Below are 24398 nucleotides of genomic sequence, written 5' to 3' on the forward strand. Positions count from 1 at the left end.
GACATAGGCTAGCGCCTTCGCGCAAGCGTCCGCGTTGATCGGCGTCAAGCCGCAGGATGATCGATTTGACGCAACGCAAAGACGAATTCGCTGGATCAGCTACGGCTAGGGCATTCGTGGATCCGGTTGGGAGAGGAATGCCGCCATGCCGTTCAAATCAGTGCTTACGATCACCGGCGCCCGTCAAGGCGAAGGCGACCTGAAGCTCGTCGCTGGTCTCTGTGAAGAGATCAATGCCCACATGTCGGTTCTTGTCCTGGTGCTTGCTGCGCCGCCCTCCGGAGGAGGATATGCGGCAATTGTGTCTCCGGCCTGGTTGGAGGAGCGCGAGGCCGAGATGCGCCAGTTGGAGAAGCGAACCGCTATCGTGTCAAAAATGCTGTCGCAAAGTGCGGTGTCGGCCGATCTGAGCAGCAACTATCCCGACGAAGCATGGGCGGACGAGGTTATCGGAAGGCGCGCGCGCTATGCTGACTTGACGGTACTCGGACCTGAGGTGCTGGCGACAGTCACCTTCAAGAAGCGGATCGTCGAAGCCGTGTTGTTCTGGTCGGGCAAGCCGCTTCTTTTGGTTCCGCAGGGGGCGCATGCGACCTTGAAACCGAAACGTGTGCTTGTCGCCTGGGATGCCAGTCTGGAGTCATCGCGGGCGGTGCGCGAGTCCCTTGATTTGCTCGTCGGGGCGGCGGAGGTGCGTATCGTGATGATCGATCCAATCAAGGACGAACTGCACCACGGCGACGAACCCGGAGCCGATATTGCGGCCTATCTGGCCCGCCACGGCGTGAAGGTTGTGGTCGATCGTCTTCCGAGTTCAAACCAGTCGGTGGCCGACCTGCTTTTTCAGCATGCGATCGATACCGCAGCTGAGCTGATGGTGATGGGCGCCTATGGTCATTCTCGTCTGCGCGAACGCATCTTTGGCGGCGCGACCCGTTCGGCAATCGACAATCCGCCGCTGCCCATATTCTTGGCGAGATAGACCTCTGAGCCGGCATCGTCGAAAGGCCTGCCGGTTCAAAAGGTGCCCGCTTCTTGCTCGAGATCAACGTATTGGCGCTTGGATGCGCCATTCTGGCTTCGATCGATGGGCTTATGCCTGACCAGTTCTGGAGAGACTCATGATCCTCAAAAACGATACCCTTGTCGCGGTCACGGATGGCGAGCGGCTGAGGCTTTTTAAAAGCAAAGGCCACGAGCCGCATCTTGAGCTGATCGAGATGGACGGACCGGCCATGGACAGGATCCATGCCGGCTCGGGCGGTCGCCATCGCAGTTCGACCGCGAAGCCGGATGACGCGCGGTTGCGTGAGGATGATTTTGCCGGATCTGTAGCGGCTTATCTGAATGATCAGGCAGCGGAACCGACATACGAGCATTTGTTGGTGATCGCTGACCGGCGTACTCTGGGAGAATTGCGCAAGCACTACCAGCCCGTACTCATTGCGAAGCTGGCTGGCGAGGTCGGCAAGGACTTCGTCAAGCAGTCGGTGGAATCGATCAAGAACGCGATTGCCGCATCCTAAGCTTGCTGCCACGACAATTCATTTCGCGCTCGCCTGGCGGTGCGGAGGCCAGCGCGGCCCGTGTGGGGACGAACTTCTGAGTTTCGGATCACCACCAACCATCAGGTGAGCTGAACTTGATATGTGTCAAGGCGAGAAGCCGTCGTCGATGTTGAGCTTCAGCCAAGGAGATCAAGCTGATGCAAGTGCTGAGCTGTGTGCTTCTGCCCACCTTTCCGGATTCGCCTGGGCGCAAGGTTGCTGTTAATGCCGTGGCGATAGCGGCTCAATTGGATGCCGCGCTCGATGCGGCGGTGATCGATGTCGACATTCCGGACGTTTCGAACGCACTGTCCAGTTTGCTGCTCGATCTTCCCGTCAAGATTCGCGAGGCGGAGGCTGCCAGCAGAAGCCGTGGCAAACATCTTCTGGCTGCGGTGGCAACCGAGGCCGAACAACGCAAGGTCACTTTGACGACACAGGAACTCAAGGCGGCGCCGGGATTGATGGGAGAGATCGCGGCCAGAGAGGGGCGCTATTTCGATCTCTGCATGGTCGGATGGGCACGCAATAGCGAAGCCTTGCAGTCGGCTGCCAAGGAGGTCATTTTCAGTTCGGGCCGTCCCACCTTGCTGCTTCCGGATTGGGAAAATGTTGGCGACCTCGAACACGTGGTCGTAGCCTGGGATGGCAGCCGCGTGGCCGCAAGAACGGTGGCCGATGCCAGCCCCTTCCTGGAACGGGCAAGGGCAATATCGGTCGTCACCGTCGTGGATGAGAAGGCTCTGCCGCGCCAGGATATCGCTGAGCGTCTTGCGCTTGGTCTCAAGGCACGAGGGCTTCACGCGTCGGCCGAGGCGCTGCGAGCCAGACACAATCCGATTGGAACTGCACTTCAGGAGCACGCTGAGAAGATAGGCGGCAAGCTTCTTGTCATGGGCGGATATGGTCATTCCCGTCTCAGGGATATGGTGCTCGGTGGGGCAACAGAAGGAATTCTGTCGGATTTGCGCATGCCGGTCTTGATGTCTCACTAGGGCTTATCGTGCAAAGTGCGCAGCGATTTTGCGACAACGCCCATCTGGAAGCGAACCAAAGGGACGCGCGCGCTACAGGTGATATGCAACCGCTTCGTCCCAGGCCAACGCGGATGCCTGAAATTACTCTAAGGTATCATGCCGGCGGTTGGCTGGTGCAGCGACCGTTGATCAGAATTTGCGCCGCTTGAGCGATGCCGGAGCCTGGTCCAGGCGACTGGTCGAAGGACCTGGCGAACTGCCAGAAGCGGGACGATGAGTTCCGCTGAAGGGCCGGCGAAGCGGGCCCAAAAATTGCGTTCTTCTTGAGCGAATCTCTGCGTAGAATCTCAGGCAGGCGGCTGAGCTTTTATCGACGTCCCCCGGCGTCCCTCCACCATATAGAGCGCGTCTTCCAGGCGTCCGATTACAGCCGGCTTGCCGGTCGCTTCGGTGAACTCAATGGCCGCACTGACCTTCGGACCCATGGAGCCGGAAGCGAAATTGTGGCCCGCCAATTCTGCCGCAGTCACTTCGCCGAGAGCGCGCTGATCCGACGTGCCATAACCGACATAGACGGCATCGACATCTGTCAGCATCAATAGCATGTCCGCCTTCAGCTGACGCGCTAGAAGCGAGCTTGCCAGATCCTTGTCTATAACCGCTTCGATGCCGGCTATACTGCCGTCGCCGCAGGCAATCACCGGGATTCCGCCGCCGCCGGTGCAGATGACAACGACCTCGCGCTCGACCAGATAGGAAATCACGGACACTTCCAGAATTTCGAGAGGGCGCGGTGAGGGCACCACACGGCGCCATTTGTCACCATCAGGAGCGATCGCCCAACCGCGCTCGTCAGCAAGCCGCGTTGCGGTCGCTTCGTCGTAAAGCGGCCCTATCGGCTTGCTCGGATGCGCGAACGCGCTATCGCGGGGATCCACCTTGATCAATGTCAGCAATGTCGCGAAGGATTTTGTGCTGACGAGATTGGCGAGTTCCTGCTCGATCATGTAGCCGATCATCCCGGCGCTCTCGGCGCCGAGGATGTCGAGTGGAAAGGATTCTGTTTCAGGCGTGGCAGCCGATTGCAGTGCGAGCAGGCCCACTTGCGGGCCGTTACCGTGAGTGACAACCAGCGAATGACCTTCGCCGATCAGAGCTGCCAAAGCGGACGCGGCGCGCCTGACGTTTCTGCGCTGGTTCTCGGCGGTGAGTGGCTCGCCACGCTTTAGAAGCGCGTTCCCCCCGAGGGCTGCAACGATCAGCATTTCAACCGCCAATCGTTGCTACCAGCAACGCCTTGATCGTATGCATTCGGTTCTCCGCTTGGTCGAACACGATCGAAGCCGCCGACTCGAACACCTCATCGGTGACCTCCATGCAGTCGATCCCGAATTCGCGCTCCACATAGGCGCCAACTTCGGTGTCCGTGTCATGGAAAGCGGGCAGGCAATGCATGAACTTGACATGCGGATTGCCGCTCGCGGCCATAAGTCCAGGCGTCACGCGGTAAGGCGTCAAAAGCCGGATGCGATCCTTCCAGCCGGCCTTGTCTTCGCCCATGGACAACCAGACATCGGTATAGATGAAGTCGGCACCTTCGACACAAGCGGCCGGATCTTCATCGAGCCGAAAGCGTCCCCCACTGCCGTCGGCCAGTTCCCGCAAATGTACACACAGCGCCTCATCCGGCCAAAGTTCCTTCGGGGATGCGATGCGCACATCCATGCCGACCTTGGCGGCGCCCACAGCCAGCGACTGGGCGACGTTGTCGCGTCCCTCACCGATAAATGCCACGGTGATGTCCGAGAGATGTTTGTGCGTGAATTCGCGCATGGTCATGAAGTCGGCGAGGATTTGCGTCGGGTGCGCCTCGTCGGTCAGGCCGTTGTAGACAGGGACGCCGGCATGTGTGGCAAGCAGTTCGGCCTGATGCTGGCCAAAGCCCCGGTACTCGATGGCATCATAGATGCGCCCCAGCACACGTGCCGTGTCCTTCATGGATTCCTTGTGTCCGATATGACTGCCGGTCGGACCGAAATAGGTCACATGAGCGCCCTGGTCGTAAGCCGCAACTTCGAATCCCGTTCGTGTTCGAGTGGAGTCTTTCTCGAAGATCAGGGCGATGTTCTTGCGCACGAGGCGTGGAATCTCGTGCCCCGCTTGCTTGGCGGCCTTGAGATCCGCCGCCAGTTTCAAAAGGAAACGGATTTCCGCCGCCGTGAGATCGTCCAGGGAAAGCACCGAGCGGCCATGCAGGTTGATCGACATCGTTTTTCCTTTCAGAGGGGATCGCGCGCGATAGGACAGGTCATGCAGTGGCCGCCGCCGCGGCCACGGCTGAGCTCGGCACCTTCGACGGTGATCACCTCGATGCCTGCACGACGCAAAAGCGTGTTTGTGTAGACGTTGCGGTCGTAGGCGATGACAACCCCCGGTTCGACCGCGACCACGTTGTTGCCGTCGTCCCATTGCTCGCGCTCGGCTTCATAACGATCACCGCCGGTGGCGATGATGCGCAATGCCTTTAGCCCGAGTGCTTCTGCAACGACGCTCGTGAATGAAGCCTTCTCTTCTATGACATCAACTGCCGCGTCGTCCGCGCCGGGACGGATCGAAAACGTGCGGAGCCGATCGACCACTGGCGGGTACATGGTTGCAAGATCCCGATCGCAGAGCGTGAAAACCGTATCGAGATGCATGAAGCTGCGATCGCGTGGCATCAAGGCTGCGATCACGCGGGTCGCTTCTCCGGCGGAAAACAGGCTCCGCGCCAGCTCTCCTACTGCCTGTGGTGTCGTGCGCTCCCCCATGCCGACAAGGACAACCCCTTGGCCAATCGGCATGACGTCGCCTCCTTCGAGGCTGACGCCAGGCCCAGGTGTGGGAGACACGAAGGCATAACCGTCGGGCGCGAAACGCGGATGATAGCGGTAGACGGCTTCGACGTTGGCCGCTTCCGGTCGCCGTGCAGGCCAGAACATCGCATTGACGGAAACCGAACGGTAGACCCAGCAAGAACTGTCGCGGGTGAAAAGCTGGTTCGGCAAAGGCGGCAGCACAAAGTCTTGCGGCGCCAGCGTCCTGCCTGTCAGCCCTTTCGGTTCAAATGGAAGCTCCGCACGTGCGATCCCGCCGACCAGATAACTTGCCAGCAGGTCCGATGGCATTTCATTGAGCCATCCCCGCATCTCGTCGACCATGTCCAGGCCAACGACGGTGGCGTGCAAGCGGCGGTCGAGAAGCCATTGCCGTGCTTCGGGTATGTTCATGGTCTGCGCAAGCAGCTCGCCGAAGGAATGGACGAGCACGCCGCGCTCACGCAGGGCGTCGACAAAGACATCATGCTCCTGACGCGCCCGCTTTACCCACAAAACGTCGTCGAAGAGCAGCGCTTTGCAGTTCTCCGGCGTCAGTCTGCGCAGGCTCAGATCTGGCCTATGGACCATCACTTCGCGCAGATGGCCAGTTTCTGAATGGACTCCCAGATTTGTCATGGTGCCGGCACTCACAGCGCGCTGACAGCGCCGGTCCACATTTCGTAGACGGCGAAGATGGCGGTTGCGATCAGCGCGATCGCGAGGATCGCTTCCACGGGATGGAAGACACGTTTGTTGTCTTCGCGGCGGGCCCAGACGAAAAAGGCGACACCCGGCGCGTAGAGTATTGCGCACATGAACAGGTTCGCTGGCCCCGCTGCATAGACGAGCCACGCGCCATACAGAGTGGCCAGCAGGCCGGCGACCAAAGGCCCTGCGCGCTGCTCACCATGTCTATAGCTTTCGCCCGTCAATGCCAGTTTGGCTGCAAAAGCTCCTGAGAAGATGTAGGGCACAAGGATGGCGGTAGAGGCAATGTAGAACAGCGCCTGATAGGTGCTGTTGGCAAACAGCGTGATCACCAGGAAGGCCTGAACCAGCAGATTGGTGAGAAGCAGCGACGTCGATGGGACGCCACGTGCACTCTCTTTGCTGAAGAACCGGGGCATGGTCCCATCCTTGCCAGCGACATGGGGGACTTCTGCCGCCAGCAGGGTCCAACTCAGGAAGGCGCCGACAACTGACACGACCAAGGCGAGATTGATGAGTACGGCGCCCCAAGGCCCGACGACGGCTTCAAGAACGCCGGCCATGGAAGGGTTCTTCAAGGCGGCCAATTGAGGTTGGCTCATGATGCCCAGCGAGAGCAGCGAGACCAGGGCATAGAGCGCCAGGCAGGTGAAGAAGCCAAGCACCGTTGCGGTCGCGATGTCCTTGCGGCGCTCGGCTCGGGCGGAAAACACGCTCGCTCCTTCAATGCCGATAAAGACCCAAAGCGTGACCAGCATGGTGCTCTTAACCTGGGCGGTGATCGTTCCGAGGGCCGGGTTGCCCGAACCGGAGAAATCCAGGGTCCATACGTCGAGGTTGAAAGCCACTGCCACCACGCCGACGAAAAGAACGACAGGAGCAATCTTGGCGACCGTCACGATGAGATTGATGATGGCCGCCTGGCGAATACCGGCCAGGACAAGAAGGTGGATGACCCACAAAAGGATCGATGCGCCCAGCACCGCCTGCCATGTGTTGCCGTCGCCAAAGGCCGGGAAGAAATACGATAGCGCACTGAACACGATCACGGCATAGGATACGTTGCCGACCCAGGCGCTGATCCAATAGCCCCAGGCGCTGGTGAAACCGATAAAGGGGCCGAACCCCGCCTTGGCATAGGCATAGGGACCTGCATCGAGCTCTGGCCGGCGTGTTGCCAGCGACTGGTAGACGAACACCAGCGCAAGCATGCCGACCGCGGTGATTGCCCAGCCGATCAGGATCGCCAGCGGGCCCGAGCCTGCCGCCATGTTCTGCGGCAGGCTGAAGACGCCCGAACCCACCATCGAGCCGACGACAAGTGCTGTCAGGGATCCGAGTTTCAGTTTCGTAGATGATGCCGGTGCGGCCTCGTGAATGGGAATATTGATTTCGGTTGTGGACATTGCGCCCTCCGCTGTTGGGACCGTGGCGGCAGTCAACAGCAATCGCGGACAGCAAGCCTTGACGCTCGTCAATTTTGACGGGCGGGATGGTAGGGGAATGTCTGACTCAAGCTGGCCGGTTCAGTCTGTTTCGGGAAAAGAAGCCGTCTGGCGACTGCCAGCAAGCAGAGCGGCCGCTCACGAGGCGAGCGGGACACAATCTGCAGCCTAGGCCAATTGCGCTATCAACAGCGTCAGGCCGTCCTGTCGCGAGAACCGCGACGCTTTCACAGATGGGGCCACAGTTGTCGCAGCGCCTTCTTCATGGAATGGCGGACCTGGACAATCTCGCCGTGCGAGACGTGGCGATCGAGGAGCGTAAACACAGCACTTATTGCACGGTCGTAGTCAAGATTTGGATCGTAGCCGAACCCATGCCTGACCCGGATGACGAAATCGCGTTTGTTGCGATCGCGGACCGGTTCATCCGCGGTCCACCCCTCGAAGAACAAGCCCCGGATCAGGGTGGGCAACTGCGAAGAAAGATCAGCCACTTCCTCAATGGAAAGCCAATCGCGTATCGCGTGCAGGACCGTCCTCAAAAGCCGCAAGGCGTCATGCTCGTCCCAGCCCATGTCTTCGGCTAGCTCATTGACCCAGTGCTGGGCTTGCTCGGCCGCCCGGGTGAAGTCGTTGTACGTGTGGGATCCGGTGCTAACCATGATCATTGTCCCATCGCCTGGTCGCAGCTCATTGTATGCGCCGGAAGGGTTGCCGCATTGCGTCAGATCAAGTTTGCCGTTCATCGCAGAAATTGCCGCAGACATGCTGGAGGTTGATGGGAGGTTCGTTCCTTTGGCGAGTTTGATCCGCGTCAAGGAACCTGCCGGCCGGGCAGCGTTAACTGAAATCCTTGCTGGATCGAACCGGCATCCGCCAATGCGTGCGTGCGCGCGCAGGCTGAGCGGCGGATCGAGCTGGAAAGAGCGTCCGGCAGGGTGGTCGCCATGCTTCGGCTTCGACACCCGGGGAGGGTGGAAGGGCGAAGATGGCGGACGCTGCGAAAAGTTCGTCCCATCCAGGAGATCAACCATGGCCGAAGCGCCACCAATCTTCCCATTGCAAATGCATCTGCCGGATCGGCACATCTGCCACGGCTGGATTATGCAGGCGCGCAATTTGATGATGAAGCCGCTGCGTGAGCTTTGGCCCGTGGACTAGACCGATGTTCCAGAATCGACAGGAGGCGGGGCGGAAACTTGCGGAGGAGCTTGTCAAATTCAAGCTCGTCGATCCGGTCGTATTGGCGCTTCCGCGAGGTGGTGTTCCGGTTGCCGCCGAGATCGCCGATGCGCTGAAGGCGCCCCTTGACCTCGTCCTCGTATGTAAAGTCGGCGCTCCCGGCAATCCGGAGCTGGCCGTTGCCGCGATCGTCGACGGCACCCCGCCGGACGTGGTTCTTAACCGCGAAATTGTTGAGGCGTATGGCCTCGATGACGCTGCACTGCGGGGTCTTGTCAGTCACGAGCGGCCGGAATTGGAGCGGCGTCGGGTCGCCTACCTGCGAGACCGCAAGCCATTTTCCGTCGCTGGCAAGACGATCATCCTGGCCGATGATGGCGCGGCAACTGGGACCACCATGAAAGTCGCAATCCGCGCCATGAAGCGTCGGTCGCCGCGCGAGATCATTGTCGCTCTCCCTGTTGCCTCGGCGGATGCGGTGGCGCAGCTGTTAGACGAGGCCAATCGGATCCTTTGCCTCCATACGCCCACCCGCTTCCTTGCCCTAGGTTATCACTATCGCGATTTTCCCCAGCTGACGGACGAAGAGGTCGTGCAAACCCTCCAGCGCCACGGACCAAAGGTCTCATGACCGGCCGCGTACCGCCGCAGCCTTGCGGGTGATCCGCTTTATTTTGGACCGGCGCAGGGCTATCCTCGTCGGCGGGCAAACGGCTGTAAGCGCGAATTATCCTTGAAGGTCGTCATACAGCCATGGCCGCAACGGCAGAGGGGTTTATGCCAGCCAGAGATATAGGTGGCGTTCAGGGGCGCTTTCTCCAGGCTGTTTTTTCCAGCCGTTTCGAAGGAACCGCAGGCTACGTCCTTGCAGCGGGCGCGGTGAGTATTGTGTTTGCCTGCCGACTGGCGCTGGCAAGCACATTGGGCAATGTCGCGGTCTTCGTCATATTCACGCCTGCCATCCTCATTTCCGCAGTTGCCGGGGGCATAGGTCCGGGACTCTTTGCGGGCACCTTGTCACTCCTTGGCGCCTATGCCCTTTCCGATGCCAATAGCTCCTCCTTTTGGTTGCAGATGCCGATTTTCGCGGCAGTTGGACTGGCGATCGCCTGGATGGGGGAGATGCTTCATCATGCTCGTCGCGCGCTCGACAGGACGGAAGAGGCGTTGAAGGCACGTGAAGCCCATCTGCGCTCGATTTTGGACACAGTCCCGGATGCAACCGTCGTGATTGACGAGCACGCCCGGATCTCGTCTTTCAGCGCTGCTGCGGTGAGGCAGTTCGGCTACCTGGAAGCCGAAATTCTCGGCCAAAATGTCAACATCCTGATGCCGGAACCCTACCATCGCGAACATGATGGTTACATCGAGCGCTACATTTCCACGGGTGAGAAGCGGATTATCGGCATAGACCGGGTGGTGGTCGGTCGCAGAAAGGACGGTTCGACCTTCCCGATGACGCTTTCCGTGGGCGAGATGCGATCAGCAGCCGGACGGTTCTTTACCGGATTCATACGTGACTTGACCGAACGCGAGGAATCTGAGGCGCGACTGCAGGAAGTGCAAAGCGAACTCGCCCGGCTCGCCCGCCTTAATGAACTTGGAGAAATGGCATCGACACTCGCGCACGAACTCAACCAGCCGCTGGCGGCAATCGCGAACTACGCACAAGGGTGTGTTCGCGCCCTCGAAACCCTCGACGACCCGAAGGTCAGCCGAATAAGAGAGGCTCTGCAGGAGACTGCAAAGCAGTCCCTGAGGGCAGGCGGAATTATCCGACACCTTCGGGAATTTGTGACTCGGGGGGAGACGGAAAAGTCGCCCCAGGACATGCGTAAGCTGATTGAGGAAGCAGGCGCGCTGGCCTTGGTAGGATCGCGTGAAATGGGTGTGCGGTCGGTTTTCGAATTCACGGCAGGCGATGAAAGCGTCCTGGTGGACAAGGTGCAAATCCAGCAGGTCCTGATCAATTTGATGCGCAACGCGATCGAAGCCATGCGCGATAGTGACGAACGTGAACTCACCGTGCGGACCGCTCGCAAGGGTGATCACCACATTGAAATCGAAGTTTCCGATAGCGGGCCAGGCATTTCGCCGGAGGTCGCGTCACGGCTGTTCGAGCCATTCGTCTCCAGCAAGGCCAATGGTATGGGAATAGGCCTCTCAATATCCAAACGCATCGTCGAGGCCCACGGCGGTGAGATAACTGCCGACAGCAATGAGAAAGGGGGAGCGACCTTCCGGATTTCGTTGCCGGTGGCGGGGAAAGAATTGCCAAATGCAGATTGACGACTACGTGGTTCATATCGTCGATGATGAGGAACCCGTTCGCAATTCATTGGGCTTCCTGCTTGGCACGATAGGCTTTTCCGTCGAGATGCACGCATCGGCGACTGGCTATCTGGCCGGCGCTCCGTACAAGGGGAAAACCTGCCTGGTAACCGACCTGAGAATGCCGGATATGAGCGGCGTGGACCTGCTTGAAAAACTGAATGAACGCGGCTGTATGGTTCCGGCGGTAGTCATAACCGGACATGGCGATGTTCCGATGGCGGTTGCGGCGATGAAGGCTGGAGCGGTCGATTTTATCGAAAAACCCTTTGAGGACGATTTGCTCATCGAGGCGATCAAACACGCAGCGAGTCAGTTCGACGAAATCCCAGTGCAAGGCGATGGGGTCGAAGCTCTTCGCGAGCGCCTGAGTGCGCTGTCGGAGCGAGAGCGTCAGGTTTTGTCCGGAGTGGTGGCGGGGCAGCCGAACAAGACGATCGCCAATGAACTCGCTATCAGTCCACGCACTGTCGAAGTCCATCGGGCAAACATCATGGCTAAGATGCAGGCCAGGAACCTGCCGGGCTTGGTGCGAATGATCATGGCCCTCGACACTGCCTTCTGAGTTTGAGGGAATTCCAGGCGTTTCCGGCCATGTGCTGCCGCGGTGAGCGATATTGGAATCCTGATGCAGCGTGAGGGGATCGGGGCGGGCTCCGCCGCGGATGACGATTCCTAGATTGGCATGATCACAGAAAGAAATCTTGCGTTGGGCACAGTATCCCGAGGCGCCGCTTCCGTCGAGGTGAGGGGGACAGATGCCAGGACGCAGACTTTGAAGTGGCGCTCCGCTTGATGGCGGAACATTTGGTTCGGCGCCCGCTCGTCATTGATGTCCACTGGCGAGTGGTGGCCGAGATGAGCGTTGCAAGACCAGAGCACGCCTGCACGCCGTAGGGGGCATTTCTCGATTAGCGCGCTGCAAGTTCAAGCCTGTGACTGCAGCAGTGCTCTGGAGTCATTATCATGCCTTCAGGTTGATAAGCCTAGAGTGCGCTAGCGTGGAGTGTGCTTTCGCTTGCTTGACGATTTCCAATACATCATCCGGCCGCGCAATTCTCCCTGGAGCTCGGTGCAACGAGCGAATGGTGCGCCCTCACTCCTCACACCTGCCGTGATCGCTTCGCACCATCGGAGCTACTGCGGTGTGCCTCCAATAAAGGAATAAGCGGTCTGGCCGTAATTCTAATGTAATTCCGATTGAACACGATGGCTCTATGAATAGATTTGCCCGCCTCCTCTCATGAAACTTCTGCTAGTCGAAGACGACCTGGAGATGGCCGACGCACTGCGGGCCGCTTTGTCCCGGCATGGAATCGTCGTGGATGCGGTGACCAGTCTTGCTGCTGCTCGAGAGGCCGTTGCCTTAACGGATTACGAGGTCGTTCTCATTGACCGACAGTTGCCGGACGGTGATGGAAGCGCCCTGCTTGTGGAGATGCGCAACGCCGGCAAATCTGCCCGATCCATTATTATCTCTGCACTTGGCTCGACCCGTGACAAGATATCAGGGCTTAACGAAGGGGCGGATGACTACCTCCCCAAACCTTTCGAGATCGAAGAACTGATCGCAAGGATGGGGGCCGTTCTAAGACGCGCTCCTGTGGTTGGGTCGCCGTTGCTCGTCGCGGGCAATCTTACCTATGATCGCGCCACGCTGGATATTCATATCGAAGGAAACCGTCTTGTGCTCACTAGGCGCGAACTTCTGATCCTCGATACCCTTCTCAGGAATCGCGGACGAACGGTCTTGCGGTCATCGCTGGAGGAGAATGTCTATTCCTTCAACGAGGAAATCCAGTCAAACACCCTGGAAGCCAACATGTCACGCCTTCGCCGGAAGCTCGTAGAGGCAGGGGCGAACATCGTCATCAAGAACATCCGCGGGATCGGCTACTTCCTTCATGAGCCGCAGTGAAATGAACAGTACACCCCTCCGCTGGCGATTTACGCTCGGGTTCATTGTCCTTCAACTCTTCGCCACCGCAGCTTCCCTTACTCTTGTCTTCTACCTTGCGTCTGGGATCGCCCCCGACGGGGCCATTCCATCCATATGGTTATCGGAACAGATCGCAGATTCGATCGAGGTAGGACCGAACGGGAAGCCGATCCTGGTTCCAACGGAAGGCCTGTCCGCTACACTACAAGAATGGCCAAGCGGTTGGTTTGTCGTCGAATTGCCAGGTGGTGAAATCATCCAGCAAGGGGAGGTTCCAGGGGCTATCGCCGCCAATTTTCCATTTCTGCGAACGTTCAGAAGTGCCGAGCTCCATGGGGATGTCGGCAATCCCAAAAGTGTCGCGCGGCTCGAACGGATGGCCACCGCCGTTGGCGAGGTCTCTATATTCGCGGGCGGTGTTTCCATGTCTCTCCACGGCGTGATCGTATGGCTGGGAAATGCCGCCGTCGCTATTCCGGCCGCGATCCTTGCCGCGATTACGCTCATCGGAGTTCCCTGGGTCACCAGATGGTCGCTTCGCTCGTTCAATGATCTTACCGGACGTCTCAACACCATCGACTTTGAAGCACGAGGCGCAGTCGTAGACGTTCACGGTCTGCCCGGGGAGGTACTGAGGGTTGTAGATGGGATCAATAAGGCGCTGCGCAGATTGGACAACGGCTTCGAGACGACGGAACGGTTCTTCGTTAACGCGGCCCACGAGCTGAGGACACCGATTGCCATCCTGCAGGTTCGCATCGGAACCTTGCCGCCAAGCGAAGAGAAATCCCATCTTCAAAATGGCATCAAAAGGCTGTCGGCGATCACCAATCAACTTCTGGATATCGAGAAGTATCGGCAAAAGCCGCCGCGCAAGACACGGGTGGACCTCAATGCGGTGGTATCGAAAGTGGTAGCTGATCTCGCGCCTTTCGCCATTGCGGAAGGTTATGAAATTTCCTTCGACAGCGACGCGAAACATATCTTTTTGATTGGTGATCCCGACGCATTGGAAAGAGCCTTTGCCAATCTGGTGCGCAATGCCGTTCAGTATGGCGGCAAGTCAGGCGAGATCTGCATAGGCATCGAGACCGATGGAAGCGTTCGCGTCACTGACCAGGGCGTTGGTATCGCCAGCGACAAGCATGCACGCATCTTCGAACCTTTCTACCGGATCAACCCACACGGATCTGGCGCTGGCCTCGGTCTCAGTATGGTCCACGATATTGTCACCAGCCACGGGGGCTTCATTGAACTGAAATCTTCGCTGGGGGGCGGCAGCACATTTGCCGTGCGATGGCGCGAGGGAAGCGCGACATCCGTGCCGAACGGAGCCTAAAGCAATCGTGGCGGGTTTCCTACCGCTGACTGGGGGAGAGGTAAGCCTCAGCCGAGGGCGTATGTGACAAGCCAGAGCCCGTTGAAGACAACGTGGACAACAAAACCAGGCCAGATCGACAACGTCATCCTGAACAAGAAGGCCGTGAGGATTCCGATCAGGAATGCGTTGAAAAAGATGACGCTCGGGCCGGGACGGCGGCGAAGATCAGTGCGCTGCCAACGACACCAATACCGGCGGAATGACGGTTCAATGCGTTGGCGATGACCCCGCGAAACACCAGTTCTTCGCCAAGGGGGGTGAGAAGGGCGCCTGTGAACAGCAGGATAAACAGAGGCACTATCCCCTCTTTGGCTCCAGCCTGGAAATCGGCCTGGGTGTTCACTTCGGTGACGAGCAGGGAGTACGCGCCCTCAATTAAGTGGCTGGTTCCGTAGGCGGCCAATCCTAATGCGGCACCAGCCGGCACCCATGTCCACGGAATCTTCCGGAAGCCGAAAACTCGAAGGTCGCGGATGCGTATGGAGACGGCGGTGGCAAAAGCGATAACGCCAACAATGCCATTCCCGGCCATGCCAAAATTGCCGCGAAGAGCCGCCTGTTCATCAGGTATTCGCAGCATGAAGGCGGACATGATTGCCAGTAACACGAAATAGGAAACGAGTGCGATTGCCGCCTCCTTCCAGCCAGGGCGCTTAAGAGGCGTTGAGCTGATAGAAAGATCCATCCTGTTCTTCCCTGATGAGCTGATCGTCTGATTGCCACCGCAAGCGACATTGCTTCCCCGCCTAGAAGGCTTGCCTTACGGAGGAGTTACAGGCTCCGAACCGCGTTACCGATCTTAGGCGAGGCGCATGCAAACGCCCTGGTCAGCCGTAACGCCCCCGTAATTGTGCACGGCCATAGGCGTTCTAAGGGGTAGCTTTTCGATAGATGACCCCCCGCTTGTTAACTCAACGAAACGAGGAATGAGACATGAAAAAGGTCGTTGCAGGGGTGCTGGTTTGCCTGTCGCTGACGGCGTGCAGTCAGACTGAAAAAGGAGCCGGAATTGGTGCGGCCAGCGGTGCGATAATCGGAGGGCTGGCAAGCGGCTCTTGGGAAGGGGCGGCTGTAGGCGCCGCCGCCGGAGGCGTGGGCGGCGCGGTAGTCGGCAAGATGAGTGAGCGCAACGACAGGAGACGCCGCGATCAATGGAGCCACAGGGATCCTCGGTATGATCGTTGCTATTATCGTGATCGTTACGGTCGCTGCCACTAAGCCGATTGAAGCATCGGCTTATTGAGACCAGACGGGTTCGACGCGTGTGGTCTCTTCCTGATGCTGTTGCTCGCAGTGCCAACTCGGCCATTTCCCACTGCATAGAAAAACCAACGTCGGCGCCGACCGTCCATAAGCCGTTGCGAAGAATACTGTTCGTGACGAAGGGGGTAGTCGTCATGCGACCCGAGGCAGAGCGGTTGCTAGGCTTTCGCATTGTACAGACGCTCGATAAATCCAAATTTCCTTGAAACAACGATTGCCCGCTCGGCGATGTCTTTGACATCAGAGATTTGTGCGAACCTCGCTCGGCTGGCGCGCAAGCAGCGAGTGATGCGCCCTCCCGCAACCAAGTTCAAAAGAAAAACCCCGCCTTTCCGGCGGGGTTTTTTCGTTTGAAGGTAAGTGCAAAGTTTCCAACGATCATCAGACATCTCCAAGGCCTGTCCAGCCTGTCTTGCGTCTCTCGTCCCAGAGCAATCGTCGAGAACCCGTCCCGCTGAAACAGCAATACGTTCCCCACCGGAACAAAGGCTGCATACGCGCCTTCACATCCTGCAACGAGAATGAAGTCCCATGGGTTCAGGCACACTGCGTCTCTTCCGCTTTCGCAGGCAAAGATGCTTCGACTTCAGCTCAGAATGACGAGCCCGCCAGGAAGTTGGCGAATGTTGGCCCCGAACAACTGCTGGACCTGGTTCGGAAAGTTCTCCAGCCGATCGAGATGGAAGGTGCCATTGACCAATCTCTTGGCGAGTTCGTCGCCAGAAACGACGATCCGGCCTGGACGGTAGCGGTTGACGTCCGCGACGACGTCAGCCAACGGGCGGTCGCGAACGACAAGCAACCCACTTCTCCAGGCGGTCGTCTCGCTGGAATCGACGTTGACGCGTGCGCCAAGGCCACGCGTCATCGAAAACGCAACTTGTTGGCCACCCTCAAGCCTGACCGGATTCTGTCCGTTGTCGACTTCAACTTGACCATCTATGCAGGTCACCATGACTTCGCCGTCAAGACAGCGCGTGTTGAATGTCGCTTTCGTTGCAACCATCTGGACGTCCAGTGCCTGCACGGTCATCGGATGCCCCGCAGCGCGCTCCGCGGTTACCGAGACCTCGCCCGCGATGAGTTCGAAACGGGGATTGTCCGAACCAGATGGAAGAGCCGACAGGCTTGTCATGGTGTTCAACGTCACCGTGACCCCATCTGCAATGTCGATGTCACGCCGTTCGCCCTTCGCCGTGCGATAGTCGGCATTGAGTTCTTGAAATGAAGGCCATAATTGCATCGGCGGATCATAAGCCAGATAGGCGGCTACCGATGCAGCAGCGGCGCCCCAGAGGAAACCACGCCGGCTCACCAGCCGCCTTCCGGTGGGCACAGCACCGAAGGATCTCCGCCGTCCGTGCTGCGACCGGGACACCTGTTCCGCCGTTTGCTTGAGATCGCGCCACAACGTTGCCGCCTGCCTGAAGGCGCTATCGTGCTCGGAGCTCTGCTCCCGCCACGCCTGCAGATCCGCCAGGTCGGCGTTTGTTGCTTCACCCGAGCGCAACCGAACAACCCAGGCCAGCGCTTCACGCCTCAACGAATCGGGCTCATCGGTCGGCTCGGTCAAGTGCCCATTACCCAAATTGATCCACCGTCGCGGACGGGATCGTTGGCTCGAAACGCAGATATAACACGCGTGTCCCTATCAGCGAGTCAGGCAGGAATGCCCTGCGAGATCTGGTCTCATGTCGCCTTTTCGAGAGGCGTGAATCTCGCTTGCCGGCCGTCTTCGCGGTGCCATTTCAATCCTCCGGTCTGGCGCCTCGCAGTTTTCCGCTCGTTCATGTGGCGGTCGATCCTGCTACCTTCTCATATTACATAGACACTTGGGCGCGACGTGATCCGCCTCATATCATCAAAAATTCTGCCCTGGCCATCCCGATCCGAAAGGGAAAGGAGTAAATGCCGGCCATCCATGGCCAGCGCGAATGAAGCGTTGCGATCCGGCTTCGCTCGTGCTCCCGCAGCCGACAAGGTTGCTCTTACGACCGGCGCGGAGGAACCTCCGCCTTGCGCAATGCCCGGTAACCGAGGACTCGGGAACAGTGCTCAAGCGCTGTCTGAACATCACGCTCCACGGTCCGTATGGAGATGCCAAGGTTCTCAGCGATTTGCGCATAGGGCAGGTCCCTAAACAGAGCCGCCTCAAAGACTTGGCGCGTGCGCGCCGGCAATCCCTCGAGTGCCCGCAGCAGTGCATCCATTTCGGAGCGCGCTTCAGCGATCTGTGCCGGACCAGGATTATCGGCAGCGACATCGAGGACCGCGTCGATGTCTGCTGCCGAAGCGCGCAATCGCTCGGCCCTAAGGCGATTCTTGCCGACGTTGATAGCCGCGCGAAAGAGATAGTCTTTGGGATTTTTCAAGACCGTCTCATTGGACATCCCATCAAGACGCGCGAATGTTTCATGCAGTGTCTCGCTGGCAAAATCGGAAGAGCCGAATCGACGCGTCAATCGCTTGACGAGGCCGTCGTAGTCGGCAGTGAGCACCGCTTGTAATATGCTGCGATTAGACGCGCCCAACACTCTACCCCCAACCCGCACCCTGCTCACGAGGAGCATCGTTTCAACTCAAACCAGTTGAAATCGTTTTTTGGCTCCGTAACCGGCCGGCATGACAACGGCGTGACTGCGGTGCGCTTCTCTAGAGCGTTTCCGTTTTTCACGGAAGCGCGGAAATGTTCTAACTTTTTGTTTTCGTTGTATTTTTGTAGCGTCGAGCGATTCCGCTTGGCTGCAAAATGCTGCAAGATCTCATCACCTGCTGGACACATTTTGTCGCCGAGACGGCTCATGCCGGATCAAACGAAATCGGAATCTCCACCGTGATACGAGCAGGCATGTCCGCAGGAATATGAGGCAGCGGCTGTGCTCGACGGATCGTTTCGGCAGCAGCTTCGTCGAGCGCGAGATGCCCCGAACTGCGCGCCACCCAAACATCTATGACGGAGCCATCGCGACGCATTGAGAACATCACCTGGGCAACGCCATGGTGGCTGGAGAGGGTTGAAGGGGAGCGATATCGCGCGATATGCGCGTACAGCTTGCGCTGGAATTCCCAGGCTTTTCCGCTTGCAACAGGCCTCGGCTTCGCGATTGCGGTAACGCTGCCGCGAGTGGGCGCGGTCGTTGGTACACTATCCGCCGATGCAGCTTCGCTTTCTGTCCTCTCCTCGGGAATGGGCCGGTGGGGGCTGTCGAGCAGGTTGTCGTTCACGCCCTTGTTCGTCGTCGGCTGGCTGGGCGCGATCAGGCGCGGAGCTTCCACGGTGGCATCGCGAACGAGTTGAACCTCGACAGCATTGACCATCGATTGCGCTCGTGGACCGATGGGTTGATGACGCAACCAGAAGACTCCCGCACCTAGAAAAAACGGCACGACGATCACGACACCCCACAACCAGCGGGTATCGAAGGCTGGTGGCGCGAGGTGTCGTCCGTGCGCCGAGGGCGCCCTCCCGATGGCTGGTGTGGTGAATGGGTCTTCGTCCAAGATCTCTGCTTTCACGTTGACCTGACGACGATCATGACACGCACCGGCTGAGGCGTATCGGCGGGTGCGGTGCTTCGAATGGTAAGCCCCTCAAGCGCACGCATGATTGCATCGTCGCGAGCGCCGTCCCCCGTGGAGCGAAAGACATCAGCTCGTGTGACGTTGCGGGACGGATCCACCCACAGATCAACGCCTACGCGATAGCTGCCCTTTCGGGTTTCCGTTTTTTGCTTCAGCGCGATCTGAACTTCCTGTTGGATCGCGGCGATATAGTCGGACAGCGCCTTGCTGGCCGGCGCCGGCTGTCGTTTGGCCGATGCCACATGGAGTACGTCCAGTGCCATATCTGCTGCGCCACGAAGACTTTCAGGAGGCGCGTCGGGATCGAAGGAGGCTGGGTCTGCCAACGTGACTGCGTCGGAGCGCGCGTAGCGCACGATGATGTTCGTGTTGCCGAGAAGCTCTCTGAGCGCCGCCTCGCGGGTGAGGTCGCCGCGAACGGGGGCGGAATACTGGCCGGTCTCGACCCCACTCTCATACAGAACAGCAACACCGCTGGCCGCGCTGTAGGCCTGGAGGGCTGTGACCAGCGATTGCTTGGGAATATCAAACGTGACCGTCGGAGAAAGAGGATGGTCCTGGGCGTCGGCCGTGACCACAAGGGCAAACCCCGTGATGAGACCGAGCAATATGCGCTTTGCTCCCCATACACGATAGCCAGTGTGCCGACCGGAGCGGCAACGCTTAGCTCTTCGTTGTCGGTGCTGCGTCATTTTGTGAAGAAGACCTCGCTGTCCGAGATGCCGCAGGCGCGGACCATGCAGGCTGGTTTGCGCCGACCAAGTTCCGCGCGAAATCCAGGACAGATTGTCTTTCGCTCGCGAATGTCACACTTATGTGACAAGCCGGACCGCGGGTTTGTCACAGAAACGATGCATGAGGGCTGCGGACTGCTGCAGCGATGCGATCGAGCGGAAATCCTGTCGTGTTCATCCCTGCTTTCGAAACAGCATATGCGAACTTTCAACCTTGGTCGTTTCGGCCTGTGTGGGAGCGGTGCTGGCCCTGTGGCATGACCTGCCGTTTGGCTGCATCTCAGGAACGCAACTTGTCGGGACCATGGGCTTCGGCGCCGGGTTCAGCTCTCCTCAAAAGCCGGCTCAATAATAATCACTGGACTGCCTTGATGGGCGGCGGATTTTCAAGCGCAAGGGCGCTCATCATTTTGTTCTCCGATCGCATTTTCGAGAATCGCTTCAATTTTCACTGTCGGCAGCGGCTAGGTTCCTGAAGCTCTTCGTGAACCGCCACGCCTGCCGCGAGCTTGGCTGGATTGGTGACCTCGCATGTCGAACGGCGCCGTGTTCACGACGCCATTTGGCCGCCTTCGAAATTTTTTCGATTTTTTTTGGCGGGTCGGTGCGCACCCGCGTGTCTTCTGAACATAGCGACCTGTTGGCGGATGTTAGCCGGCACCGGGTGTTTGTTGTCGGGGCGAAGAGAGGCATCTGTGGCTAGGGTGGATTATGAGGCGCGTGAGCGGGAACTCCCGTCACGGCATGGATCGCGGCTTGCCGCTGCAATGGTTGTCGGGGTGATCGCTGTCGCAGTCTCACCCGTAGCCAGCGCGCAAGAAGCGAAGTCTGATGGGGCTGCACCCGCCGAGCAGAAGGTTTCCGATGCGCCTGCGGCCGGCCCTGCCGTGCCAGGCAATTTCGACATCGACGAATTTCGTGTCGATGGCGCCGACACGCTCCCGCAGATCACCATCGAAGAAGCAGTCTACCCGTTCCTCGGCCCAGGCCGCACCGCTGAAGATGTCGAGAAGGCGCGCGCTTCACTGGAAAAAAGTTATCACGATCGTGGTTACCAAACCGTAAATGTCTCCATCCCGCAGCAGAACGTCGCCAACCGCGTCGTCGTGCTCAAGGTCACCGAAGGCAAGGTGGGGCGACTGCGCGTTGCCAATTCCCGCTACTTCGATACCGACAAGATCAAGAAGAAGGTGCCCTCGCTGAAAGAGGGTGTGGTGCCGAACTTCGACGAGGTGACGAAGGATCTCGTCGCCCTCAACCAATGGCCAGGTCGCAGGGTGACGCCGGCGTTGCGCGCCGGCGTCACGCCGGGCACGGTCGACGTCGATCTGACCGTCGAGGACAAGCTGCCGTTTCATGGCAGCGTCGAACTCAGCAACCGGCAGTCGGCGAACACGACTGCAACGCGCCTCAACACAACACTGAAATACGACAATCTCTGGCAACTCGGGCATTCGATAAGCCTGAGCTATCAGGTCGCCCCCCAGCGTCCGGATGACGCGCAGGTGATTTCGGGGTCATATCTCGCTCGGCTGACCGACTGGACCAGTCTTCTCGTCTATGGCGTCAAATCGCAGAGCGATCTCGCCACCGTGGGCGGGATGAACATAGTCGGTCCCGGTCAGGTGTTCGGCGCTCGCGCCGTCATGACCCTGCCGGCCCAGGACAACTACTTCCATTCGCTGTCCTTCGGCATGGACTACAAGCATTTCGGACAGACCGTCCAGCTCGGCAAGGATTCGTTCGACTCGCCGATCACCTACTACCCGCTCACTGCCAGCTACGGCGGAACCTGGCAGCAGGAGAAGGCGCTAACCCAGTTCAACCTGGGTCTTACATTCAATCTTCGTGGGCCAGGGAGCGGCTTTGAGGAATTCGACGCCAAGCGCGGTTACGCGAATTCCAGCTTTATCCATCTCAATGCCGATATTGCTCAGACGCGCGAACTCAAGCACGGCTTCGAGCTCTTCGGCAGCGCCAAGGCGCAGATAGCTGACGGCCCTCTCGTTTCGAGCGAGCAGTTCAGCCTCGGCGGCCTCGATACCGTTCGCGGCTACTACGAATCCGAAGCGATCGGCGACAATGGGCTGGTCGGCACGCTCGAACTGCGCAGCCCCAACATTGGCGATTGGCTTCAGACCAAGATCAATGCGGCTCACAAGGGAACGCCGCCGGACGTGGCGATCTTCAAGGATTGGCGCTTCTTCGGCTTCATAGACGGTGGCGTCGCCACCATCCACAAGCCGCTTCCCGACCAGGAATCGACCTTCGGCCTGTGGAGCTACGGCATAGGCACGCGCTTCAAGCTGTTCAACGAACACATGAGCGGAATGGTCGCCGTCGCCGTGCCCTTGGCCGACCAGAGCTACACCAAGAAAAACGACCCGCGCGTGCACTTCAGTCTCAGCGGGGAATTCTGATCATGAAAGGCAAGACAGCGATGGCTCCCTCCGCGCGACCCAGTACCAGGGATATTGTCCGGGCGTCCGTCTCGCGGGTGAGCCGGTTCGCGTTGATGCTCGCGGTGGCAACCGTGGCATTCACCAGCTCGGCCAATGCCTGGTGGAACGACGAATGGTCGATGCGCCGGCAGATCGGCATCGACACCAGTTCGGCAGGTGCCAACATCACCGATTCAATCGGCACCACGCCAATCCTGGTAAGACTTCACGTCGGAAATTTCCGGTTCGCCTCGGCCAAGGCCGACGGCAGTGATCTGCGCTTTGTCGCCGAGGACGACAAGACGCCGCTCAAGCACCACATCGAGAAGTTCGATTCGCTCCTCGGCGAAGCGCTGATCTGGGTCAACGTTCCGAATGTGCAGCCGGGCGCGAAGGCCAGTATCTGGCTCTACTATGGCAGCGAGAAAGCGATCGCGGTCGACGATTCCAAGGCGACCTACGATCCGGAAACATCGCTGGTCTATCATTTCGCAGAGCGCGGTGTGCCGGCCCAGGATTCATCGAGCTGGGCAAATGGGGCGCAGAGCGTCGGCCAGCCCTCTGATGGCGCGCTGATCGGAACAGGGTTGCGTCTGGATGGGCAGACGCCACTCACTCTTCCGGCGACTCCATCGCTTGCCGTTGCGGACAACAGCGCAATGACCGTTGCGATGTGGGTCAAGCCAGGCGCTCTTCAGCGCGATGCGGCGATCTACAGCCGCCGCGACGGTCGCAATGGGCTTGTCCTCGGCATCGATGACGGATCGCCGTTCATCGAGCTCACCGTCAACGGCATCACCCAACGCACCGCCGCCTCGGCACCGGTTGCGCCTGGCGGCTGGCATCATGTCGCGATGGTGGCAACGCCCGGTCTCATGACGCTTTATCTCGACGGCAGGCCTTACGCGACGCTCAACGCTTCCTTGCCGGTACTGAACAGCACTGCACTGTTGGGTGGCGACACTGTCACCGCTGCGCCACCGCAGCCGGTGCCACCTCTCGAGCCCGCAACTCAGCCAGATGGAGCGAGCGGCGCCGCAGCCGCAGGTTCCGGTGAAACCGTGGCGGCGCCTGCCGTTGCTCCTGCGCCAGTCACTCCCGCGAAGGCAGGATTTGCCGGCGATCTCGATGAATTTTCGATCGCGAAGACTGCCCGGTCGGCCGGATTTGTCATGCTGGCCGCAACCAGCCAGGGCTCCGATCCATCCAAGCTCATCATCTTCGGCGTCGACGAGGAAACGGCGAGCTGGCTTTCGGGCTATTTCGGTGTGCTGATCAAGGCGGTCACCTTCGATGGTTGGGTCGTTATCGGTATCCTGGCGATCATGGCCATCGCCAGTTGGATCGTGATGGTCGAAAAGCACGGTTACCTGAAGCGCCAGAAGCGAGCCAACGCGAAGTTCCTCCCGGCCTTCCGCGATCTTCAGAACGATCTGACCGTCTTCCTCCAGCGCGACGTCGGCACTTCCGGCAAGGGAGAGAAAAGCCAGCGTTTCATCGGCAAGCATTCTTCACTCTATCGCATCTACCAGGTTGGCGCCGACGAAATCCGCCGCCGCTTCCCGGATGATGCGACGGGCGGGAGCCATGTCCTGAGCGCAGAATCCATTGCAGCGATCCGGGCTGCGCTGGATGCGGTTCTTGTCCGCGAACTCCAGGCCCTCAATCGGCTGATGGTGATCCTGACCATCTCGATTTCGGGCGGGCCTTTCCTCGGACTTCTCGGAACCGTCATCGGCGTCATGATCACCTTTGCGGCCATCGCAATGTCAGGCGACGTCAATATCAACGCGATCGCGCCCGGCGTCGCGGGTGCCCTGATGGCGACCGTTGCCGGCCTCGTCGTCGCGATCCCGGCACTGTTTGGCTACAACTGGCTGACGCTGCGCAGCAAAGATCTCACCAGCGACATGCAGGTCTTCGTCGACGAATTCACCACGAAGATGGCTGAGGTCTACAGCAGCAATCGCCCCGATCCCGTCGTCCATCGACTGGCCGCGGAGTAACGGG

Annotated in this window: 23 protein-coding genes; 12 read left to right on the forward strand and 11 right to left on the reverse strand. The window is 59.3% G+C overall.

The genetic code is table 11. The annotated features are described in order from the left end of the window. The first annotated feature begins 145 nt into the window (after positions 1-145). The 3 genes from C1M53_RS16095 to C1M53_RS16105 all read left to right on the forward strand — a co-directional run bounded on the left by C1M53_RS16095 (position 146) and on the right by C1M53_RS16105 (position 2542). Positions 146-982, forward strand: a complete 837-nt coding sequence (locus tag C1M53_RS16095) for a universal stress protein (RefSeq protein ID WP_129413154.1) — start codon at positions 146-148, stop codon at positions 980-982. Between the two features lie 139 nt (positions 983-1121). Continuing rightward, positions 1122-1526: a host attachment protein gene (locus C1M53_RS16100; RefSeq protein WP_129413155.1), complete on the forward strand. Its 405-nt coding sequence runs from the start codon at positions 1122-1124 to the stop codon at positions 1524-1526. A 179-nt stretch (positions 1527-1705) separates the two neighbouring features. Beyond that, complete coding sequence (locus C1M53_RS16105) at positions 1706-2542, forward strand: universal stress protein (protein WP_129413156.1); 837 nt, start codon at positions 1706-1708, stop codon at positions 2540-2542. Positions 2543-2871: 329 nt separating this feature from the next. On the opposite strand, the gene arcC is transcribed toward C1M53_RS16105, so the two are convergent. From arcC to C1M53_RS32160, 5 genes are all read right to left on the reverse strand, one after another. After that, entirely contained in the window at positions 2872-3789 is a 918-nt protein-coding gene (gene arcC, locus C1M53_RS16110) for a carbamate kinase (protein WP_129413157.1), read from the reverse strand. A gap of 1 nt (position 3790) precedes the next feature. Then, positions 3791-4792: an ornithine carbamoyltransferase gene (gene argF, locus C1M53_RS16115; protein WP_129413158.1), complete on the reverse strand. Its 1002-nt coding sequence runs from the start codon at positions 4790-4792 to the stop codon at positions 3791-3793. A gap of 11 nt (positions 4793-4803) precedes the next feature. Then, the gene (locus C1M53_RS16120; RefSeq protein ID WP_129413159.1) at positions 4804-6018 is read right to left on the reverse strand and encodes an arginine deiminase; all 1215 of its coding nucleotides are present in this window, start codon (positions 6016-6018) and stop codon (positions 4804-4806) included. An 11-nt stretch (positions 6019-6029) separates the two neighbouring features. Next, positions 6030-7496: an arginine-ornithine antiporter gene (gene arcD, locus C1M53_RS16125; protein ID WP_129413160.1), complete on the reverse strand. Its 1467-nt coding sequence runs from the start codon at positions 7494-7496 to the stop codon at positions 6030-6032. A gap of 266 nt (positions 7497-7762) precedes the next feature. Further along, the gene (locus tag C1M53_RS32160) at positions 7763-8569 is read right to left on the reverse strand and encodes a DUF2267 domain-containing protein (RefSeq protein ID WP_245488163.1); all 807 of its coding nucleotides are present in this window, start codon (positions 8567-8569) and stop codon (positions 7763-7765) included. On the opposite strand from C1M53_RS32160, the gene C1M53_RS32370 reads away from it, so the two are divergent. The 6 genes from C1M53_RS32370 (at position 8568) to C1M53_RS16155 (ending at position 14326) form a co-directional block, all read left to right on the forward strand. Next, positions 8568-8696, forward strand: coding sequence for a hypothetical protein (locus tag C1M53_RS32370; protein ID WP_281040899.1), 129 nt, complete (start codon positions 8568-8570; stop codon positions 8694-8696). The two genes, C1M53_RS32160 and C1M53_RS32370, sit on opposite strands and share 2 nt — an antisense overlap. A gap of 4 nt (positions 8697-8700) precedes the next feature. Further along, on the forward strand, positions 8701-9348 hold the full coding sequence (locus tag C1M53_RS16135) for a phosphoribosyltransferase (RefSeq protein ID WP_129413161.1): 648 nt from the start codon (positions 8701-8703) through the stop codon (positions 9346-9348). A 146-nt stretch (positions 9349-9494) separates the two neighbouring features. Further along, positions 9495-11006, forward strand: coding sequence for a PAS domain S-box protein (locus C1M53_RS16140; protein WP_129416202.1), 1512 nt, complete (start codon positions 9495-9497; stop codon positions 11004-11006). Beyond that, positions 11002-11613, forward strand: coding sequence for a response regulator FixJ (gene fixJ, locus C1M53_RS16145; RefSeq protein ID WP_165358333.1), 612 nt, complete (start codon positions 11002-11004; stop codon positions 11611-11613). Before C1M53_RS16140 ends, fixJ begins: the two co-directional genes overlap by 5 nt. A 678-nt stretch (positions 11614-12291) precedes the next feature. Continuing rightward, positions 12292-12966 (forward strand): response regulator transcription factor, encoded by a 675-nt coding sequence (locus tag C1M53_RS16150; protein ID WP_129413163.1) that lies wholly within the window; start codon positions 12292-12294, stop codon positions 12964-12966. Next, positions 12953-14326, forward strand: coding sequence for a HAMP domain-containing sensor histidine kinase (locus C1M53_RS16155; protein WP_245488164.1), 1374 nt, complete (start codon positions 12953-12955; stop codon positions 14324-14326). Before C1M53_RS16150 ends, C1M53_RS16155 begins: the two co-directional genes overlap by 14 nt. A gap of 157 nt (positions 14327-14483) precedes the next feature. Here the strand turns inward: C1M53_RS16155 and C1M53_RS16160 are convergent, their stop codons facing one another. Then, complete coding sequence (locus tag C1M53_RS16160) at positions 14484-15053, reverse strand: CPBP family intramembrane glutamic endopeptidase (protein ID WP_207213009.1); 570 nt, start codon at positions 15051-15053, stop codon at positions 14484-14486. Positions 15054-15301: 248 nt separating this feature from the next. Between C1M53_RS16160 and C1M53_RS16165 the strand changes: the two genes are divergently transcribed. Further along, a complete protein-coding gene (locus tag C1M53_RS16165) occupies positions 15302-15586 on the forward strand; it encodes a YMGG-like glycine zipper-containing protein (RefSeq protein ID WP_129413164.1) in 285 nt (94 codons plus the stop codon). Positions 15587-16217: 631 nt separating this feature from the next. Here the strand turns inward: C1M53_RS16165 and C1M53_RS16170 are convergent. The 5 genes from C1M53_RS16170 to C1M53_RS16190 form a co-directional block, all read right to left on the reverse strand. Next, positions 16218-17204, reverse strand: a complete 987-nt coding sequence (locus tag C1M53_RS16170) for a FecR domain-containing protein (protein ID WP_129413165.1) — start codon at positions 17202-17204, stop codon at positions 16218-16220. Positions 17205-17619: 415 nt separating this feature from the next. Then, a complete protein-coding gene (locus tag C1M53_RS16175; protein ID WP_165358158.1) occupies positions 17620-18129 on the reverse strand; it encodes an RNA polymerase sigma factor in 510 nt (169 codons plus the stop codon). Between the two features lie 59 nt (positions 18130-18188). Continuing rightward, complete coding sequence (locus tag C1M53_RS16180) at positions 18189-18434, reverse strand: hypothetical protein (RefSeq protein ID WP_129413167.1); 246 nt, start codon at positions 18432-18434, stop codon at positions 18189-18191. After that, the gene (locus C1M53_RS16185) at positions 18431-19132 is read right to left on the reverse strand and encodes an energy transducer TonB (protein WP_129413168.1); all 702 of its coding nucleotides are present in this window, start codon (positions 19130-19132) and stop codon (positions 18431-18433) included. The genes C1M53_RS16180 and C1M53_RS16185 overlap by 4 nt, the downstream gene beginning before the upstream one ends. Positions 19133-19143: 11 nt before the next feature. Continuing rightward, positions 19144-19821 (reverse strand): TonB C-terminal domain-containing protein, encoded by a 678-nt coding sequence (locus tag C1M53_RS16190; RefSeq protein ID WP_165358159.1) that lies wholly within the window; start codon positions 19819-19821, stop codon positions 19144-19146. An 893-nt stretch (positions 19822-20714) separates the two neighbouring features. Here C1M53_RS16190 and C1M53_RS16195 point away from each other — a divergent pair. Continuing rightward, positions 20715-22367, forward strand: a complete 1653-nt coding sequence (locus C1M53_RS16195) for a ShlB/FhaC/HecB family hemolysin secretion/activation protein (RefSeq protein ID WP_129416204.1) — start codon at positions 20715-20717, stop codon at positions 22365-22367. A gap of 2 nt (positions 22368-22369) precedes the next feature. Beyond that, the gene (locus C1M53_RS16200; RefSeq protein ID WP_245488166.1) at positions 22370-24394 is read left to right on the forward strand and encodes a MotA/TolQ/ExbB proton channel family protein; all 2025 of its coding nucleotides are present in this window, start codon (positions 22370-22372) and stop codon (positions 24392-24394) included. Positions 24395-24398: the final 4 nt, after the last annotated feature.

This window comes from Mesorhizobium sp. Pch-S (assembly GCF_004136315.1).
Classification (GTDB): Bacteria; Pseudomonadota; Alphaproteobacteria; order Rhizobiales; family Rhizobiaceae; genus Mesorhizobium.

Excerpts from the sequence above, each read along its gene's own strand:
- C1M53_RS16095 (WP_129413154.1), top strand. The coding sequence starts at position 146 with ATGCCGTTCAAATCAGTGCTTACGATCACCGGCGCCCGTCAAGGCGAA.
- C1M53_RS16100 (WP_129413155.1), top strand. The coding sequence starts at position 1,122 with ATGATCCTCAAAAACGATACCCTTGTCGCGGTCACGGATGGCGAGCGG.
- C1M53_RS16105 (WP_129413156.1), top strand. The coding sequence starts at position 1,706 with ATGCAAGTGCTGAGCTGTGTGCTTCTGCCCACCTTTCCGGATTCGCCT.
- arcC (WP_129413157.1), bottom strand. The coding sequence starts at position 3,789 with ATGCTGATCGTTGCAGCCCTCGGGGGGAACGCGCTTCTAAAGCGTGGC.
- argF (WP_129413158.1), bottom strand. The coding sequence starts at position 4,792 with ATGTCGATCAACCTGCATGGCCGCTCGGTGCTTTCCCTGGACGATCTC.
- C1M53_RS16120 (WP_129413159.1), bottom strand. The coding sequence starts at position 6,018 with ATGACAAATCTGGGAGTCCATTCAGAAACTGGCCATCTGCGCGAAGTG.
- arcD (WP_129413160.1), bottom strand. The coding sequence starts at position 7,496 with ATGTCCACAACCGAAATCAATATTCCCATTCACGAGGCCGCACCGGCA.
- C1M53_RS32370 (WP_281040899.1), top strand. The coding sequence starts at position 8,568 with ATGGCCGAAGCGCCACCAATCTTCCCATTGCAAATGCATCTGCCGGAT.
- C1M53_RS32160 (WP_245488163.1), bottom strand. The coding sequence starts at position 8,569 with ATGGTTGATCTCCTGGATGGGACGAACTTTTCGCAGCGTCCGCCATCT.
- C1M53_RS16135 (WP_129413161.1), top strand. The coding sequence starts at position 8,701 with ATGTTCCAGAATCGACAGGAGGCGGGGCGGAAACTTGCGGAGGAGCTT.
- C1M53_RS16140 (WP_129416202.1), top strand. The coding sequence starts at position 9,495 with ATGCCAGCCAGAGATATAGGTGGCGTTCAGGGGCGCTTTCTCCAGGCT.
- C1M53_RS16150 (WP_129413163.1), top strand. The coding sequence starts at position 12,292 with ATGAAACTTCTGCTAGTCGAAGACGACCTGGAGATGGCCGACGCACTG.
- C1M53_RS16155 (WP_245488164.1), top strand. The coding sequence starts at position 12,953 with ATGAGCCGCAGTGAAATGAACAGTACACCCCTCCGCTGGCGATTTACG.
- C1M53_RS16160 (WP_207213009.1), bottom strand. The coding sequence starts at position 15,053 with ATGGATCTTTCTATCAGCTCAACGCCTCTTAAGCGCCCTGGCTGGAAG.
- C1M53_RS16165 (WP_129413164.1), top strand. The coding sequence starts at position 15,302 with ATGAAAAAGGTCGTTGCAGGGGTGCTGGTTTGCCTGTCGCTGACGGCG.
- C1M53_RS16180 (WP_129413167.1), bottom strand. The coding sequence starts at position 18,434 with ATGAGCCGTCTCGGCGACAAAATGTGTCCAGCAGGTGATGAGATCTTG.
- C1M53_RS16195 (WP_129416204.1), top strand. The coding sequence starts at position 20,715 with ATGGTTGTCGGGGTGATCGCTGTCGCAGTCTCACCCGTAGCCAGCGCG.
- C1M53_RS16200 (WP_245488166.1), top strand. The coding sequence starts at position 22,370 with ATGAAAGGCAAGACAGCGATGGCTCCCTCCGCGCGACCCAGTACCAGG.